Raw genomic sequence first — 450 nt, 5'->3', positions numbered from 1 at the left:
AAAGTCGGCGGCCAAGCGTGGTTTGCAGATCGTCTACTCGCAGCGCTACCAGATCGGTTCGCTCGACCACTCGGCGGAAGTCACCGAGATCAAGGCGGCGCGTCCGGACTGGATCATCGTGACGGGTTATATCAACGACCTGATTCTCGTTCGCAAGCAGATGGCCGACCAGAAGCTTGGCGCCCCGGCGGTCACGATGATCAACGGCCCGGCTTACGACGAGTGGGTCGATGCGGTGGGCAAGCCGCTGGCGAATAACGTCACAACCGCAAGCTGGTTCCATCCGGTGCTGGCGTATCAATCGACTGACGTCTTCGGCTCGACGGCTGCGTTCGTCAGTGCGTTCCAGGGCAAGTACCACAGCTTGCCGGACTTCACGCAGGCGTCGGGCGCCGGCGTTGGCGTGGTCTTGCAGCAGGCGATCGAACGTGCGGGTACGCTCGACCGAGA

Annotated in this window: 1 protein-coding gene; it reads left to right on the top strand. The window is 62.4% G+C overall.

Features of this window, described 5'->3' with window-relative positions; all coding sequences use genetic code 11:
- Positions 1–450, top strand: a 450-nt coding sequence (locus CDV44_RS27090) for an ABC transporter substrate-binding protein (RefSeq protein WP_170936127.1), incomplete at both ends; no start/stop codon positions are given.

The organism is Pandoraea sp. PE-S2R-1 (assembly GCF_002179865.1).
GTDB lineage: Bacteria > Pseudomonadota > Gammaproteobacteria > Burkholderiales > Burkholderiaceae > Pandoraea.
Note: the sequence above shows the minus strand (reverse complement) of the source record. Positions and strands in the feature narration are given on the sequence as shown.